Here is a 15360-nt window from a genome sequence, read left to right on the forward strand (position 1 = left end):
TAGTTGGTGAACGATTAATTACTTCCCTTTTTATACCTAAACCGTCAAAATTGATCGCTAAATTTGTCCCTTTATCCACTAATTAAGGATCATCATGTTTGAAGCGATTGCGTTTCTAGTTGTTGGATTAGTCTTTTTAGTATGGAGCGCTGATAAACTTGTCTTTGGTGCAGCAGCATTAGCTCGAAATATCGGTATTTCTCCCCTTGTGATAGGTATGACTATCTTAGCAATGGGATCTTCAGCTCCTGAAATGATGGTCTCAGCAACGGCGGCACTAGACGGCAAAACGGATACCGCGGTAGGGAACGTATTGGGTTCAAATATCGCCAATATTGCATTAATTCTCGGTATTACTGCAATGGTCAAACCCCTATCAATAAGTTCAGCTGTTTTGCGCAGAGAATTTCCCCTTATGATAGGCGTCACTATTCTTGCTGGCGTTGTACTGTGGGATAGCCGATTAGGTTTCCATGAAGGCGTGTTGCTGTTTGCTCTATTTGCGGTATTTATTTTGGCAATGCTACGCATTAGCAATAAAGAGAAAAAAAGTGGTCAGACAGACCCACTACTTGAAGAGCAAGAATCAGAAGTTCCTGAAGGGGTCAGTAATTTAAAAGCTTTGATGTGGGTGATACTTGGGTTAGTTATTTTACCCATATCAGCAGATACCTTAGTCGATAGCGCCGTCTATATTGCCCAATATTTGGGTATGAGCGATCTGGTTATTGGACTCACAATAATCGCCGTGGGGACGAGTTTACCGGAGCTTGCCGCGTCACTGGCAGGTGTGATGAAAGGTGAAGATGATATGGCGGTTGGCAATATTATTGGCTCAAATGTGTTTAACATACTCGCGGTCATGGGCATACCTGGTATTTTGAATCCATCCATTCTCAGTCAGTATGCCATGGGAAGAGATTTCTGGATAATGTTAGGTGTTTCACTACTATTGGTCGCAATGGCATTAGGTAAATCGCGAAGTATCAATCGTATTGAAGGCGCTGCGCTTCTATTGTGTTTTCTTGCCTATCAAGGCTATCTAGTCCTTAACATGACTGCGTAATTTTTTATTTACTGGGAGTTTGACATGTTTGATTTTCGCGCCGCTGCTCTTGAAGTGTTGAAAACTGAAATCGAGGCACTAGAGCAACTCGATCAATATGTTAACCAAGATTTCATTAACGCCTGTGAGCTGATCCTATCCAATCACGGAGGTAAAATCGCTGTCATGGGTATGGGGAAGTCTGGTCATATCGGTAAAAAAATTGCAGCCACATTAGCGAGCACAGGCACATCCGCATTTTTTGTTCATCCAGGAGAAGCCGCTCATGGCGATCTGGGCATGATTAAAGCCGGCGACATTTTATTAGCCATTTCAAATTCCGGTGAGTCTTCAGAAATATTGAGCCTATTCCCAGTTCTCAAACGGCTTAATATAAAAATCATAAGCATGACTGGCAAGCCTTCATCAAATATGGCTAAATTGTCCGATTATCATTTACAAATTTCTGTGCCCAAAGAAGCTTGTCCCCTAGGGCTGGCACCGACAGCCAGTACAACAGCAACCTTGGCCATGGGAGATGCATTAGCGGTAGCCTTGCTGCAGGCGCGTGGCTTTACAGCTGAGGACTTTGCGTTGTCTCATCCAGGTGGTGCGCTGGGACGAAAGCTCCTATTAAAACTCTCAGACATTATGCACACCGGAGACAAACTCCCTATCGTCACTCCAGATACACTGATTAGAGATGCGCTACTCGTAATCAGTCAAAAAGGACTAGGAATGACAGCTGTCGTCGACGGCAACCAGATGCTTGTAGGCATTTTTACCGATGGCGATCTGCGTCGCATTCTCGATAAACGTATTGATATACACAGCACTCAAATTGGAGAAGTGATGACAACGCATCCAACCGTAGCTCATCCTAATCTTCTGGCTGCGGAAGGATTAAATCTCATGCAGGACAAGGCAATCAATGGACTTATTTTATGTGACCACAAAAAGGTTGTTGGAGCCTTGAACATGCATGACTTACTCAAGGCGGGAGTCATGTAATGTCAACCATGATTGAAACTTTATATAAACCCGTGGAACAAAGTACATATAATATTGCCAAAACTATTAAGCTATTGATTTGTGACGTAGATGGTGTTTTTTCCGATGGGCTCATCTACATGGGCAACAATGGCGAAGAACTTAAGACTTTCCATACCAGAGATGGTTACGGAGTTAAGTCACTGATGAAAGCAGGTATTGACATTGCTATTATCACAGGACGAAAATCTGACATTGTTGAAAATCGAATGAAAGCCCTTGGTATTTCACTGATATATCAAGGTCAAGACGACAAATTGAAAGCATATGATGATATATGCAAAAGATTAAATGTTGCGCCTGAGCACACCGCTTATATCGGTGATGACCTAATAGATTGGCCTGTGATGGAAAAGGTTGCTCTAAAAGTATGTGTAGGCGATGGGCATCCACTGCTGGTGACGCGAGCAAATTATGTAACACAGACTCTAGGAGGCCACGGGGCTGTTAGAGAGGTCTGCGATCTCATTTTGCAATCACGTGACGAGCTCGAGTCCTACAAGGGTTTAAGTATATGAGTGTCCAGCGTATCGGCTATCTTATTCTGGCATTTATCATCTCTTGGTCAGCCTACTATTTGATTGAGAAAGGCCGAGGGTACGATATACAAGTAGAACCAAATACCGAGTTACCCATGTTTAGCGGTGAAGATTTAACCAACACGTCATTCGACGAACAAGGTGTTCGCAGCTATGTCATTACATCAGATAAACTGGATCATTTTGCCAAAAGTGGCGATACCATTTTTGACCACCCTGTCTTAAAAGTATACAAAGAAGGCACAACTCAAGAATGGGAAGTCACCGCTGAGCAAGGCGTTTTGAATAAGGACCATGTTTTGACGCTACAAACGAACGTCCTTGCAAAGAATTTACTACCTGATTCAGGTTTCGATATTCTATCGACTGATATGATGAATATTCAGTTAAAAAGTCGCAACTTTTGGGCTGACAACCAAGTGACTCTGATTGGCCCTCAATTTGAAACGGTAGGCCAAGCAATGAAAGGCAACTTTGCCGATAACAACGCAACCCTATACAATAGCGTACAAAGTAAATATGAAACTGTTACACCTTAGTCTAATTTCCTTTTTGCTGATTTCAGGACCAGCCTTAGCCTTGTCTAATGACCTTGAACAACCTGCTTACATTAACTCTGCCACTCAACAACTTGATATGCAGAGTAACAAAGCAACTTTTATTGGAGATGTAACACTGAAACAAGGCAGTATCAACATCAATGCTGATAAAGTTATTGTTACCAGAAACCCCAAAGATGGCTCAATTAGAGAAATAGAGGGTTACGGCGACCTTGCCACCTTTTCCCAACTCACTGATGACGGAAAGACACTTTATGGAGAGGCAAAAGAGCTTTACTACAAAGTCGCTGAAGATGAATTGATAATGATAGAGCAAGCAATGTTGTCACAAGATGACAGTGAAATACGTAGCAAAAAAATTCGTTACAAAATTTCAGCTCAGAAACTTATCGCAGACGGCAATCAAACTGGCGAACGTGTAAAAACGATTCTTCAGCCACAAACCATCCAAAACTAACTATGGCAAAACTCAAAGCAAAACACTTAGCAAAAACATATGGCAATCGACAAGTCGTTACCGATGTAAGCCTAGAAGTGACTTCCGGACAGATTGTTGGTCTATTAGGACCTAACGGCGCTGGTAAAACTACGTCCTTTTATATGATCGTAGGACTTGTCGCCCGTGATGAAGGTTCCATTACTATTGACGATAAAGACATCAGTATCTTGCCAATGCATAGTCGCTCTCGCATGGGGATAGGATACTTGCCGCAAGAAGCTTCTATTTTCAGGAAGCTTTCTGTTGAAGACAATATTATGGCGGTTCTGGAAACACGTGAAGAACTCACTCGAGAGCAAAGACAAGATAAATTGGAAGATTTATTAGAAGAGTTCCACATTCAGCACATAAGACACAGCGCTGGCATGGCACTCTCAGGTGGAGAGCGTCGGCGGGTAGAAATCGCCCGAGCACTAGCGGCTAACCCTCAATTTATTTTATTGGATGAACCTTTTGCTGGTGTCGACCCAATATCCGTTATCGATATCAAAAAAATCATCGAACACTTACGTGATCGCGGACTGGGCGTCCTCATTACAGACCACAATGTACGTGAAACATTAGATGTGTGCGAAAAAGCTTATATCGTCAGCCAAGGACACTTAATCGCTGAAGGTACGCCAGATCAAGTGCTTAACAATGAACAAGTAAAACAAGTTTATCTCGGTGAACAATTCCGTCTATGATTAAAATGAAGAACGGTAAGATTCTATAGCATCTAAGGCAAACAATACTGAATGAAACCCTCATTACAACTCAAGCTGGGACAACAGTTAGCAATGACCCCACAGTTGCAACAAGCCATTCGCTTGCTGCAACTTTCTACTCTGGATCTGCAACAAGAGATTCAAGAAGCTTTGGATTCCAACCCGCTTTTAGAAGTAGAAGATGGTTCAGAAGAAAGTCAAAATCTTGAAGAAAAATCCATCCACAGCGAAGAAAAGGACAGTAATTCTGAACTTACGGAGCCCGAAGTAAAAGACAGCTCTGAACTCATCGAAACATCAGAAATCAGTAATGAACTTGAAATTGATACGACTTGGGAAGACGTGTATAGCGCAAATACGGGTAGTACCGGCATAGCGTTAGATGATGACATGCCAGTCTATCAAGGAGAAACCACTCAATCCTTACATGATTACTTAACTTGGCAACTGGATCTCACCCCCTTTAGTGACACAGATCGAACCATAGCGATGGCTATTATTGATGCCATTGACGACTACGGTTATCTGACAATATCTACCCAAGATATTCTTGAGAGCTTTGACAATGAGGAAATCGAATTAGAAGAGATTGAAGCAGTTCGTAAGCGAGTTCAGCAATTTGATCCATTAGGCGTCGCGTCCAACAATCTACAAGACTGTCTACTGTTGCAACTTGCCGCTTTTCCTGAAGATACGCCTTGGTTAAAAGAAGCCAAACTCGTACTGACCAACCATATCGATCAGTTGGGTAATCGTGACTATAAAGTCATCATAAAAGAGGCAAGATTAAAAGAGTCTGAACTGAAAGAAGCTCTGAACCTTATCCAACAATTAGATCCCCGCCCAGGAAGCCGTATTGCAGCTGAGCATGCTGAATATGTCATTCCAGACGTATCTGTGTTCAAGGAACGTGGTAAATGGCTTGTAACCATAAATCCAGATTCAATCCCCAGATTAAAAGTCAATCAACACTACGCTGCGTTAGGCAAAGGCAGCAGCTCTGATAGTCAGTATATTCGTTCCAATCTTCAAGAAGCCAAATGGCTAATTAAAAGCTTAGAAAGTAGAAACGAAACCTTATTGAAGGTTGCCAAATGTATTGTTGAACATCAACGTGATTTCTTTGAATACGGCGAAGAAGCCATGAAGCCGATGGTCCTCAATGATGTGGCACTCGATGTTGATATGCATGAATCAACCATTTCGAGGGTCACTACCCAGAAATACATGCACACACCACGAGGTATTTTTGAGCTAAAATTTTTCTTTTCCAGCCATGTCAGTACTGATAATGGTGGGGAATGTTCATCCACTGCAATCCGGGCTTTGATTAAAAAGCTGGTTGCTGCCGAAAATAGTGCCAAACCACTCAGTGACAGCAAAATTGCAGCCCTACTTGCTGACCAGGGGATTCAGGTCGCTAGGAGAACAATAGCGAAATACCGAGAATCTCTAGGCATCGCCCCTTCGAGTCAGCGTAAACGCCTACTATAAGGCACCTAACCAAGAAGGAAAGTCTATGCACATCAATATAAATGGCCACCACATTGAGCTCACCGATTCAATGCAAGACTACGTAAACGAAAAGTTTCAAAAGCTTGAGCGCTTTTTTGACCATATAAATAACGTACATGTTGTTTTAAAAGTTGAAAAACTTCGTCAAATCGCGGAAGCTACCCTTCACGTCAACCAAGGCGAGATCCACGCTTCAGCAGATGAAGAAAACATTTATGCTGCCGTTGACTCTTTGGTCGACAAATTGGTTAGACAATTAAACAAACACAAAGAAAAGTTAAATACACATTAAATATCATGCAACTAAGTGAAATCCTCTCATTGGACTGCACCAAAAGTGCAGTCCAATGTACTAGTAAAAAGCGAGCACTTGAGATGATCAGTGAAATCGTCGCAACGCACACCGGACAGAATCCTACTGAGCTATTTGAGTGTATGCTCAGCAGAGAAAAAGTCGGCAGCACTGGTATAGGTAATGGTATCGCCATTCCTCATGCACGTATGCAATCGACGGATAAGGCTGTGGCCGTTTTACTACAGTGTGAATCGCCCATCGAGTTTGATTCTATCGATAATCGACCGGTTGATCTCTTGTTCGCTCTTTTAGTACCCGATGCACAATGTAAAGAGCATCTAAAAACCCTTTCAAGCATGGCAGAGCGATTAAATAACAAACAAGTTCTCAAACAACTGCGTAAGGCCAAGTCCGATCAGGAGCTTTACGATATCATGGTTAACCATTGATGCGTCTTATCATTGTTAGCGGGCAGTCTGGAGCAGGAAAAACCGTAGCACTTCGCGTACTCGAAGATTTGGGTTACTACTGTGTGGACAATTTACCTGTCGATTTACTGGATAAATTTATCAAGTCCGTCAAATCCAGCAAGCAAAATGTTGCCGTTAGTATTGATATTCGAAACTTACCTACAGAACCTAATTTGCTTATCGATACTTTGAGCAAACTGAAAAAATCCTCTGACGTAAGCATTCTGTTTCTAGATGCCAAGAAAGACACCTTACTTAAACGCTATAGTGAAACTCGGCGCATACACCCCTTAACTCTCAGCCAAGAGAACACCTCGTTAGAGCAAGCTATCGAAAAAGAGCGCTGTATTTTGTCTCCTCTCAAAGAACATGCTGACTTGGTCATAGATAGCAGTAACAAATCATTACATGAGCTAAGTGAAGTGGTCAGAATGCGTATTGAGGGCCGAGAGCGTAAAGACCTCGTTATGGTTTTTCAATCTTTTGGCTACAAGTATGGACTACCAAGTGACGCTGACTATGTCTTTGATGTACGCTTTTTGCCAAATCCTCATTGGGAGCCAGCACTGCGCCCCATGACAGGGCTAGATGCCCCTATTAAAGCCTTTCTCGAAAGTCACCAAGATGTGCTGAACTTAAAAAAGCAAATTGAAACATTCATCGAAAACTGGTTGCCCTTACTTGAAAAAAATAATCGTAGCTATCTAACGGTTGCTATCGGCTGCACGGGAGGCCAGCACCGCTCTGTCTATCTTGCACAACAAATTGGTGAGCACTTTGCCCAAATGGGGCATCAAGTACAAGTTCGCCATACCAGTTTGGAAAAGACACACAAGGAATAACCCATGTCTCAACGTAGAACTGTCCTTATCCAAAACCGATTGGGGCTACATGCTCGAGCTGCGGTAAAGCTTGTAGAGCTTGCTCAATCCTTTGAAGCCACTCTGACTATCCAAAATCATGATGGTAAAGAAGTGACTGCTGATAGTGTCATGGGATTGCTCATGCTTGAGTCTTCACAAGGCGAACATGTAACAATTACCGCTGATGGCGATGATGCCAAACATGCATTAGATGCTGTCTGCCATCTCATCGAAGACAAATTCGAAGAGGCTGAATAACTTTATCGCCCAAGATAAAAGAAAATCACTCCCTTTTATATTAACTTATTAAATAAACACTAAAATTAAGTTATTATTCGACATATTGTAAGCTTATAGAGTCAGGAGGAAAAAATGGCAGAGCAAATTGAATTCGATCAAGCTCACCAAGCCCTCCAAGAAGTTTCAGACGCTCTAGACAATGGTAGATTTGTTCATGTCCGGCGGCAACTTCAGGACATGGAACCGGAAGATATTGCCCATCTGTTAGAAGCCTCGCCGAGAAAAAGTCGTGATGTTCTCTGGCAACTTACTGATCCTGAAGACTATGGTGAGATCCTCGACGAATTAAGTGAGGATGTCAAAGATGCTCTAGTCTCTAAAATGGAACCTGAGGTACTTGCTGAAGCAACCGAGGGTATGGACACGGATGACGTAGCGTACGTTCTTCGTAGTTTGCCTGATGACGTATCACGTGAAGTCCTTTCACAAATGGATATCTCAGACCGTTTACGAGTGGAAGCGGCATTATCCTACGCTGAGGATACAGCAGGTGGACTGATGAATACTGACGTCATCACTATTCGTGCTGACGTTGACGTTGACGTTGTCCTACGATATCTGAGAATGAAAGGAGAGTTACCTCAAGCAACGGACGCGCTTTATGTCATTGATGAAGAGAGTCAACTTATCGGCCAGCTGCCTATTACCACCCTAATCACCACACAACCAGATGTGAAAGTCAGTGACGTTATGGCAGATGCTGATGAAGCCATCGAAGTGACGATGAGTGACTCTGACGTTGCTAGTCTATTTGAACGTCGTAATTGGGTTTCAGCTCCTGTGATTAACGAAAACAAACATCTCGTTGGTCGAATCACTATTGATGATGTTGTCGATGTAATCCGTGAAGACGCTGAGCATTCCATGATGAGCATGGCAGGTATGAATGATGATGAAGATACCTTTGCTCCTGTAGTCAAGTCTGCACGAAAGCGCAGTGTTTGGCTCGGAGCCAATGTACTTGCAGCCTTAGCCGCTGCCTCAGTCTCCAACATGTTTGAGGCTACGTTAGATCAAATGGCAGCCATCGCAGTCCTTATGACCATAGTACCGTCGATGGGAGGTGTCGCTGGTAACCAAACCGTTGCGCTTGTGATCCGTGGTCTAGCTCTGGGGCACATCGGTGATGCTAACAAACGTGAACTGCTAATGAAAGAGGCTGCCATAGGTCTAGTAAACGGCATCATGTGGGCACTGATCATTGGTGGTATCGTTGTCGCTTGGAAAGGAAATTGGATGTTGGGAGGAATTATTTCCGCAGCGATGCTAACCAATTTACTGGTTGCGGGTATCGCTGGAGTAACTATTCCTATCCTGTTGAAAAAAATGAATATAGATCCTGCACTTGCGGGAGGAATGGCACTGACAACTGTGACGGATGTTATCGGCTTATCTGTATTCCTTGGTTTGGCTACACTGATGATTTAGCCAAACCACAGTAATAAAAAAGCACAGCATTGGCTGTGCTTTTTGCTATATAAAGAAAAGTTAGTTGATATTAGGACCTAACCATTTCTCAGCTTCAGTATTGTCCCACCCTTTACGCTCAGCATAACTCTCGACTTGATCTTGCTGGATTTGGGCAATAGCAAAATAACGTGAATCAGGGTGTGAGAAATACCAACCTGACACTGAGGCGCCTGGCCACATTGCATAGCTAGTGGTTAAGGACATCTCTATGGTCTGCTCAACATTCAACAACTCCCACAAGGTCCCTTTTTCAGTATGCTCTGGGCAAGCTGGGTAGCCTGGCGCGGGACGAATACCTTGATACTTCTCTCGTATCAGTTCCTCATTTGATAGGCTTTCATCCTTTGCATATCCCCAGATATCTTTACGTACTCTCTCATGCAAGTATTCAGCAAAAGCCTCAGCAAGTCGATCGGCAACCGCTTGGATCATAATCGCGTTATAATCATCTCCATTAGCTTTATACTCATCAGCTAACTCACGTTCACCAATCCCACCAGTTACAGCAAACGCACCAATCCAATCCAATTTTCCAGAAGATTTAGGGGCAATAAAATCAGACAAACAATAGTTGTATCCTTTCGGTTTTTCAGTTTGCTGGCGTAAGTTATGTAATACTTTTTGTACTTGAGTACGAGATTCGTCAGTATAAACTTCAATATCATCGCCAATACTCGCGGCTGGAAAAAGAGCACACATACCGCGAGCTTTAAGTAATCCCTCTCTCTCTACTCTATCAAGCAATTCATTGGCATCTGCAAATAGCCTTTTCGCTTCATCGCCAACTTCTTCATGTTCCAAAATAGTGGGATATTTTCCAACCAAAGACCAAGTCATAAAGAATGGCGTCCAATCAATGTATTGACGTAAAGTCGCGACATCAAAATCATCAAACACGTGCACTCCATGTTTAGCTGGGACTGGCGGCGTATACTTGTCCCAGTCAATAGCCATCTTATTCGCGCGAGCTTGCTCTAGTGTTACTGGTTTTGTACGTGGCTTCTTGCGGTTATGCTGATCGCGAACTCGCACATAATCTGCATCAAGTTTTTCAACAAAGGGAGGCCGTAGTTCATCAGAAAGTAGCGAGGTACACACCCCCACAGCGCGAGACGCATTGTTCACATACACAACCGGATGGCGATAATTTTGCTCTATTTTTACCGCAGTATGCGCTTTAGATGTAGTCGCCCCGCCAATCAATAATGGTAGTTCAAAACCAAGCCGTTCCATTTCTTTGGCAACATGCACCATTTCATCTAAAGAGGGGGTAATCAAGCCCGATAAACCAATAATATCGACATTTTCTTCTTTGGCGACTTTAAGAATTTTTTCACACGGAACCATCACGCCTAAATCAATGATCTCGTAGTTATTGCACTGCAAAACGACGCCGACAATATTTTTGCCGATATCGTGAACATCACCTTTGACCGTCGCTAAAAGTATCTTACCGTTAGAAAACCCGGCTTGCTTTTCAGCATTGATAAATGGCTCGAGGTGCGCCACAGCCTGTTTCATTACCCGTGCAGATTTCACGACTTGGGGCAAAAACATTTTACCTTCGCCAAATAAGTCACCGACAACGTTCATGCCATCCATCAATGGACCTTCGATGACCTCTAACGGTTTAGCGGCTTGAACTCGTGCCTCTTCAGTATCTTCGACAATAAATTCGGTAATTCCCTTAACCAATGCGTGCTCTAAACGTTTTTCAACTGGCCAAGTCCTCCACTCCAAAGCACTCGCGTCTTCCTCTTTACCCACGCCTTTCTGCGCATAGTCAGCCGCAATATCGAGTAATCTCTCTGTTGCGTCGTTACGACGATTTAGCACGACATCTTCAACCGCTTCTCGAAGCTTTTCAGGAACATTGTCATAGATTTCCAATTGACCTGCGTTCACTATGCCCATGTCCATGCCATTGCGAAAACAATGGTAAAGAAATACTGCATGAATCGCTTCTCGTACGTAGTTGTTGCCCCTAAATGAAAACGAAACGTTGGATACGCCTCCAGAAATCATCGCGTGCGGGAGATCACGTTTAATATCGGCCACAGCTTCGATAAAATCGACCGCGTAGTTGTTGTGCTCTTCAATCCCTGTCGCTACTGCGAAGATATTAGGGTCAAAAATAATATCCTCTGCTGGGAAACCTACCTCATCCACCAAAATCCGATAAGCTTGCGTACAAATTTCAAGCTTACGTTGACGAGTTTCTGCCTGACCAACTTCGTCAAAGGCCATAACAATGACCGCGGCCCCATAACGGCGAATCAATTTAGCCTGTTCAACAAATTTATCTTTGCCTTCTTTCAATGAAATAGAGTTTACTATCCCTTTGCCTTGAATGCATTTAAGTCCAGCCTCAATGACTTCCCACTTTGAAGAGTCAACCATGATAGGGACTTTGGATATCTCAGGCTCAGACGCACACAAATTGAGGAAACGAACCATGCATGCCTCAGCGTCCAACATGCCCTCATCCATATTGATATCGATAATTTGAGCGCCATTTTCAACCTGTTGGCGAGCAACGTCTAACGCTTCATCATATAACTCTTCTTTAATGAGTCGTTTAAAGCGCGCCGATCCTGTGACATTGGTTCTTTCGCCAACGTTGACAAATAAGGTGTCTTTTTCGATTGTCAGAGGCTCTAATCCTGAGAGGCGACATGCAACAGCTAACTCAGGGATCTGGCGGGGTGCGATCCCTTCTACTGCCTTGGCCATAAACTGAATATGTTCAGGAGTGGTACCACAGCAGCCACCAATTAAGTTGAGAAAGCCACTTTCTGCCCATTCTTTAACATGAACAGCCATATCGCTGGGAGACAGATCATATTCCCCAAATGCATTGGGTAATCCAGCATTAGGATGCGCGGATACATATGACTCTGAAATACGAGAAAGCTCTTCTACATAAGGGCGAAGTTCATCTGGCCCAAGCGCGCAATTAAGACCAAATGAGATAGGTTTTACATGGCGAAGCGAGTTATAAAAGGCCTCTGTAGTCTGTCCGGATAATGTTCGTCCCGATGCGTCTGTAATCGTCCCAGAAATCATCACAGGCAAACTCAGACCTAATTCTTCAAATACAGTGTCAACTGCAAATGCACTGGCCTTCGCATTTAACGTGTCAAAGATGGTTTCAATGAGTATGAGGTCACATCCACCTTTTATCAAAGCTCTTGTAGATTCGGAGTAAGCGCACACCAATTCATCAAAACTCACGTTCCGATAGCCTGGATCATTTACATCAGGAGAAATAGAGCAAGTACGGTTAGTTGGTCCAAGCACGCCAGCAACATAGCGAGGTTTGTCAGGTGTCTTGGCTGTCCATTCATCGGCAGCTTCACGGGCCAACTTCGCTGCTTGGTAATTGATTTCCTCGCTAAGGCTTTCCATATCGTAATCTGCCATGGCAATAGTCGTGGCATTGAACGTGTTAGTTTCGAGAATATCAGCCCCAGCTTGCAAATATTCACAATGGATGGCTTTGATCAAGTCAGGCTGAGTGAGTACTAAAAGATCATTATTGCCTTTAAGATCACAATGCCAATTGGCAAACCGCTCTCCTCGATATCCCGATTCTTCTAATTTATGCCCCTGAATCATAGTGCCCATACCGCCATCAATCAGCAATATGCGTTGTTTTAATTGAGCGTCTATCTGTTGCCTTACATTACTTCCCACGGTACAGCCTCATCATTTTCCTTATTGACTCATCCTATCACAGTTAAAAAAGGAGTCTAGACGTCCAAACGACTAAATTTATCACTGAAGAATGACAAAAAAACGTTTGCTATTTAATCACGTCGAGAAGAAAATTCTCAGTCATAATTTGTCACACTCTGAGATCCCAATGTCGGTTTACTATACTCTCTGCTTTTTATCTGCAGCCGCCATGCTTATTGCTTTTATAAACAGTAAGATAGGCAAGATGCAAACAACAATTGCTATCACAGCAGGCTCAATGGTTTTATCTCTTCTGATTTTAATCGCTGGTCAAAACAATTGGTTCCACTTGAGCGAAATCGCTTCTGATACTGTATCGAGTATTAACTTTGAAGATTTTCTTCTCAAAGGTATTTTAGGGTTTCTTTTATTTGCAGGTGGTTTAGGTATCAAACTGCCGCACCTCAAAAATCAAAAGTGGGAAATTGCGGTGCTCGCCCTCGGCGCAACCCTCTTTTCTACCTTTTTCATTGGCTTCGTCCTGTATGGTTTCTGTCAACTACTTGGCGTGCAGTTTGACCTAGTATACTGCTTGCTTTTTGGCGCGCTAATCTCACCAACAGACCCTATTGCGGTATTAGCAATCGTCAAGAAATTGGACGCTCCAGAGCGTATCTCAACCCAAATCGAGGGAGAGTCACTCTTTAATGATGGATTTGGTCTAGTCATATTTGTCACCTTGTTCACTATCGCTTTTGGTACAGAGTCACCAACTGTAGGTAGCGTCTCTCTACTCTTTATTCAAGAAGCAATAGGAGGAATCGTGTACGGATTTGCTCTTGGTTTGCTTTTTCACTATCTAATTAGTTCGACTGACGATCACTCCATGGAGCTACTACTGACGATAGGCATACCAACAGCCGGTTATGCTTTTGCAGAAGTTCTGCATGTCTCTGGGCCGTTGGCTATGGTTGTGTCTGGTATCATGATTGGTAACTGGACTCGATTTATTGGCTTTTCGAAAGAAAGTGAAGATCACCTCGACCACTTCTGGGAACTGGTTGATGAGTTTTTAAATGGTGTGCTGTTCCTCTTAATTGGTATGTCTATGTTGCTATTTGAATTCCATGAGGAGGATTGGATTTTAATGGCGTTTTCAATACCTCTGGTGCTGGGTGCTCGTTATTTAAGTGTTTTCTTGGCTTACATTGGTTTTAAGCGCCATCGAAAATATAATCCTTGGTCAGTTAAGATCCTGACTTGGGGCGGTTTACGGGGTGGACTAGCCCTAGCAATGGCCCTTTCTATTCCCTCCGGCATTTGGGTCGTTCAAGACAAGCTTATCGACGTGAAAGAAATTATCCTCGTGATGACTTACTCTGTTGTTGTCTTTTCTATTTTGATTCAGGGTTCAACGATTACTCCTATGATAGAAAAAGCCAAACTTGCTGAAAAAGAGATGGAACGGGATAATAACTAAAGCTAGCTATCCTATATAAAAAGGCTCTTCTAAGAGCCTTTTTTCAGTCAATAACACCCAGATCCGATTTCCCACATCAAAAACTCAAAGCAGAAGCTTCAGTACAGTTAGTACAGTTAGTACAGTTAGTACAGTTAGTACAGTTAGTACAGTTAGTACAGTTAGTACAGTTAGTATCTAGAATGTTATCCTCTTTCGGTAACTCTCAACCTAAAAAGTATAAAAATAAGATCACCTTAGCAATAAAGGCTATTTTTGTGCTCTGTAAGCCTAGTACCAGCGCGCATGGTTGTTGATGCTTGGAAAACTTTGCCTATCAAACTCGGAAGAAAATGTATTTGCCGTGGGGCACTCGGGAGAATCTTAGTAAAAACCCACTAGATTATACAAATAAAAAAACCCCAGCATTGCTGCTAGGGTTTAGAAGAAGTGGCGGAGCGGACGGGACTCGAACCCGCGACCCCCGGCGTGACAGGCCGGTATTCTAACCAACTGAACTACCGCTCCGCACTGGTTAGACCTAAGTCTAAATATAAAGCCTGGCGATGTCCTACTCTCACATGGGGAAACCCCACACTACCATCGGCGCTATTGCGTTTCACTTCTGAGTTCGGCATGGAATCAGGTGGGTCCACAACGCTATGGTCGCCAAGCAAAATTTTGTATGGAACAAAATTTAACGCACTTTAGTGCGGCCTGTAGGGTCAACTACATGGACATAGTTGATAAATTCTGTCCAAAAACTTGGAAAGCTGTTTTGTGTTCTCTACACATTCAATGTTCTATTTGAGTCCACAACAAAACCCTTTGGGTGTTGTATGGTTAGGCCTCACGGGCAATTAGTACAGGTTAGCTCAACGCCTCACAACGCTTACACACCCTGCCTATC

At 43.2% G+C, this 15360-nt stretch carries 14 protein-coding genes, 1 tRNA gene and 1 rRNA gene; 13 read left to right on the plus strand and 3 right to left on the minus strand.

The window, feature by feature from the left end; translation table 11 throughout:
- Positions 1 to 94 precede the first annotated feature (94 nt).
- The 12 genes from QQK21_RS10990 (at position 95) to mgtE (ending at position 9271) form a co-directional block, all read left to right on the plus strand.
- On the plus strand, positions 95 to 1066 hold the full coding sequence (locus tag QQK21_RS10990) for a calcium/sodium antiporter (protein ID WP_284192242.1): 972 nt from the start codon (positions 95 to 97) through the stop codon (positions 1064 to 1066).
- A gap of 24 nt (positions 1067 to 1090) precedes the next feature.
- Complete coding sequence (locus QQK21_RS10995) at positions 1091 to 2056, plus strand: KpsF/GutQ family sugar-phosphate isomerase (protein ID WP_284192243.1); 966 nt, start codon at positions 1091 to 1093, stop codon at positions 2054 to 2056.
- Positions 2056 to 2613 (plus strand): 3-deoxy-manno-octulosonate-8-phosphatase KdsC, encoded by a 558-nt coding sequence (kdsC, locus tag QQK21_RS11000; protein ID WP_284192244.1) that lies wholly within the window; start codon positions 2056 to 2058, stop codon positions 2611 to 2613. The genes QQK21_RS10995 and kdsC overlap by 1 nt, the downstream gene beginning before the upstream one ends.
- On the plus strand, positions 2610 to 3173 hold the full coding sequence (gene lptC, locus QQK21_RS11005) for an LPS export ABC transporter periplasmic protein LptC (protein ID WP_284192245.1): 564 nt from the start codon (positions 2610 to 2612) through the stop codon (positions 3171 to 3173). The genes kdsC and lptC overlap by 4 nt, the downstream gene beginning before the upstream one ends.
- Positions 3154 to 3651, plus strand: coding sequence for a lipopolysaccharide transport periplasmic protein LptA (gene lptA, locus QQK21_RS11010; protein ID WP_284192246.1), 498 nt, complete (start codon positions 3154 to 3156; stop codon positions 3649 to 3651). Before lptC ends, lptA begins: the two co-directional genes overlap by 20 nt.
- A gap of 2 nt (positions 3652 to 3653) precedes the next feature.
- A complete protein-coding gene (gene lptB / locus QQK21_RS11015; protein WP_284192247.1) occupies positions 3654 to 4379 on the plus strand; it encodes an LPS export ABC transporter ATP-binding protein in 726 nt (241 codons plus the stop codon).
- A 51-nt stretch (positions 4380 to 4430) separates the two neighbouring features.
- Positions 4431 to 5894, plus strand: coding sequence for an RNA polymerase factor sigma-54 (locus QQK21_RS11020; protein WP_284192248.1), 1464 nt, complete (start codon positions 4431 to 4433; stop codon positions 5892 to 5894).
- 25 nt (positions 5895 to 5919) lie between these two features.
- Positions 5920 to 6207: a ribosome hibernation promoting factor gene (gene hpf / locus QQK21_RS11025; RefSeq protein WP_284192249.1), complete on the plus strand. Its 288-nt coding sequence runs from the start codon at positions 5920 to 5922 to the stop codon at positions 6205 to 6207.
- 5 nt (positions 6208 to 6212) lie between these two features.
- A complete protein-coding gene (ptsN, locus tag QQK21_RS11030; RefSeq protein WP_284192250.1) occupies positions 6213 to 6659 on the plus strand; it encodes a PTS IIA-like nitrogen regulatory protein PtsN in 447 nt (148 codons plus the stop codon).
- Positions 6659 to 7522 (plus strand): RNase adapter RapZ, encoded by an 864-nt coding sequence (gene rapZ / locus QQK21_RS11035; protein ID WP_284192251.1) that lies wholly within the window; start codon positions 6659 to 6661, stop codon positions 7520 to 7522. Before ptsN ends, rapZ begins: the two co-directional genes overlap by 1 nt.
- Positions 7523 to 7525: 3 nt before the next feature.
- Complete coding sequence (locus tag QQK21_RS11040; RefSeq protein ID WP_284192252.1) at positions 7526 to 7801, plus strand: HPr family phosphocarrier protein; 276 nt, start codon at positions 7526 to 7528, stop codon at positions 7799 to 7801.
- 114 nt (positions 7802 to 7915) lie between these two features.
- The gene (gene mgtE, locus QQK21_RS11045) at positions 7916 to 9271 is read left to right on the plus strand and encodes a magnesium transporter (RefSeq protein ID WP_284192253.1); all 1356 of its coding nucleotides are present in this window, start codon (positions 7916 to 7918) and stop codon (positions 9269 to 9271) included.
- 60 nt (positions 9272 to 9331) lie between these two features.
- Here the strand turns inward: mgtE and metH are convergent, their stop codons facing one another.
- The gene (gene metH / locus QQK21_RS11050; protein ID WP_284192254.1) at positions 9332 to 13009 is read right to left on the minus strand and encodes a methionine synthase; all 3678 of its coding nucleotides are present in this window, start codon (positions 13007 to 13009) and stop codon (positions 9332 to 9334) included.
- A 169-nt stretch (positions 13010 to 13178) separates the two neighbouring features.
- Between metH and QQK21_RS11055 the strand changes: the two genes are divergently transcribed.
- On the plus strand, positions 13179 to 14471 hold the full coding sequence (locus tag QQK21_RS11055) for a cation:proton antiporter (RefSeq protein ID WP_284192255.1): 1293 nt from the start codon (positions 13179 to 13181) through the stop codon (positions 14469 to 14471).
- Between the two features lie 430 nt (positions 14472 to 14901).
- Here the strand turns inward: QQK21_RS11055 and QQK21_RS11060 are convergent.
- Both QQK21_RS11060 and rrf read right to left on the minus strand, forming a co-directional pair.
- Positions 14902 to 14978: transfer RNA gene (locus QQK21_RS11060), tRNA-Asp, on the minus strand.
- Between the two features lie 30 nt (positions 14979 to 15008).
- Positions 15009 to 15124: ribosomal RNA gene (gene rrf, locus QQK21_RS11065) — 5S ribosomal RNA — on the minus strand.
- Positions 15125 to 15360: the final 236 nt, after the last annotated feature.

Origin of the sequence: Vibrio zhanjiangensis, from assembly GCF_030161235.1 — a bacterium.
Classification (GTDB): domain Bacteria; phylum Pseudomonadota; class Gammaproteobacteria; order Enterobacterales; family Vibrionaceae; genus Vibrio; species Vibrio zhanjiangensis.

What these genes read in the sequence shown, in the direction of transcription:
- QQK21_RS10990 (WP_284192242.1), top strand. Translation starts at nt 95, where the DNA reads ATGTTTGAAGCGATTGCGTTTCTAGTTGTTGGATTAGTCTTTTTAGTA.
- QQK21_RS10995 (WP_284192243.1), top strand. Translation starts at nt 1,091, where the DNA reads ATGTTTGATTTTCGCGCCGCTGCTCTTGAAGTGTTGAAAACTGAAATC.
- kdsC (WP_284192244.1), top strand. Translation starts at nt 2,056, where the DNA reads ATGTCAACCATGATTGAAACTTTATATAAACCCGTGGAACAAAGTACA.
- lptC (WP_284192245.1), top strand. Translation starts at nt 2,610, where the DNA reads ATGAGTGTCCAGCGTATCGGCTATCTTATTCTGGCATTTATCATCTCT.
- lptA (WP_284192246.1), top strand. Translation starts at nt 3,154, where the DNA reads ATGAAACTGTTACACCTTAGTCTAATTTCCTTTTTGCTGATTTCAGGA.
- lptB (WP_284192247.1), top strand. Translation starts at nt 3,654, where the DNA reads ATGGCAAAACTCAAAGCAAAACACTTAGCAAAAACATATGGCAATCGA.
- QQK21_RS11020 (WP_284192248.1), top strand. Translation starts at nt 4,431, where the DNA reads ATGAAACCCTCATTACAACTCAAGCTGGGACAACAGTTAGCAATGACC.
- hpf (WP_284192249.1), top strand. Translation starts at nt 5,920, where the DNA reads ATGCACATCAATATAAATGGCCACCACATTGAGCTCACCGATTCAATG.
- ptsN (WP_284192250.1), top strand. Translation starts at nt 6,213, where the DNA reads ATGCAACTAAGTGAAATCCTCTCATTGGACTGCACCAAAAGTGCAGTC.
- rapZ (WP_284192251.1), top strand. Translation starts at nt 6,659, where the DNA reads ATGCGTCTTATCATTGTTAGCGGGCAGTCTGGAGCAGGAAAAACCGTA.
- QQK21_RS11040 (WP_284192252.1), top strand. Translation starts at nt 7,526, where the DNA reads ATGTCTCAACGTAGAACTGTCCTTATCCAAAACCGATTGGGGCTACAT.
- mgtE (WP_284192253.1), top strand. Translation starts at nt 7,916, where the DNA reads ATGGCAGAGCAAATTGAATTCGATCAAGCTCACCAAGCCCTCCAAGAA.
- QQK21_RS11055 (WP_284192255.1), top strand. Translation starts at nt 13,179, where the DNA reads ATGTCGGTTTACTATACTCTCTGCTTTTTATCTGCAGCCGCCATGCTT.